Raw genomic sequence first — 554 nt, 5'->3', positions numbered from 1 at the left:
GTCACCACCGACGTGCAGACGCCGTCGGATTCGTCCTATGGCCGGACCGAGGCGGTGATCGAGAAAGTGGAAAAATACCTGGCGCAGCGCCCGGGCGTCGACAACGTCACCTTCCTCACCGGCTTCAGCTTCTCCGGCCAGGGCATGAACACCGCGCAGGCCTTCATCACCCTGAAGGACTGGTCGGAGCGCGGGCCGAAGGATTCGGCAGCGGCGATCGTTACCGACATCAACCGCGATTTGTCGTCGTCGATCCGCGATGCCAAGATCTCCGCGCTGCAGCCGCCGCCGATCGACAATCTCGGCAACTCCTCCGGCTTCTCGTTCCGGCTCCAGGACCGCGGCCAGAAGGGCTATCCGGCCTTGATGCGCGCCGCCGACCAGTTGATCGCGGAGGCCAATGCGAGCGCTGTGCTTCAGAAGGTCTATGTCGAAGGCCTGCCCGAAGCCGGCGTGGTCAATCTCGTGATCGACCGCGAAAAGGCCGGCGCCTTCGGCGTCACCTTCGAGGACATCAACAACACGATCTCGACCAATCTCGGCTCGAACTACAT

Annotated in this window: 1 protein-coding gene; it reads left to right on the top strand. The window is 63.2% G+C overall.

Annotated elements, in window-relative coordinates:
- Positions 1-554: efflux RND transporter permease subunit (locus AC0L27_RS41175; RefSeq protein ID WP_473323827.1), on the top strand; the 554-nt coding region annotated here is incomplete at both ends.

The organism is Bradyrhizobium sp. Ken51, from assembly GCF_055807435.1.
The sequence above is the reverse complement of the archived record's forward strand: the minus strand, read 5'-3'. Positions and strand labels throughout refer to the sequence as shown.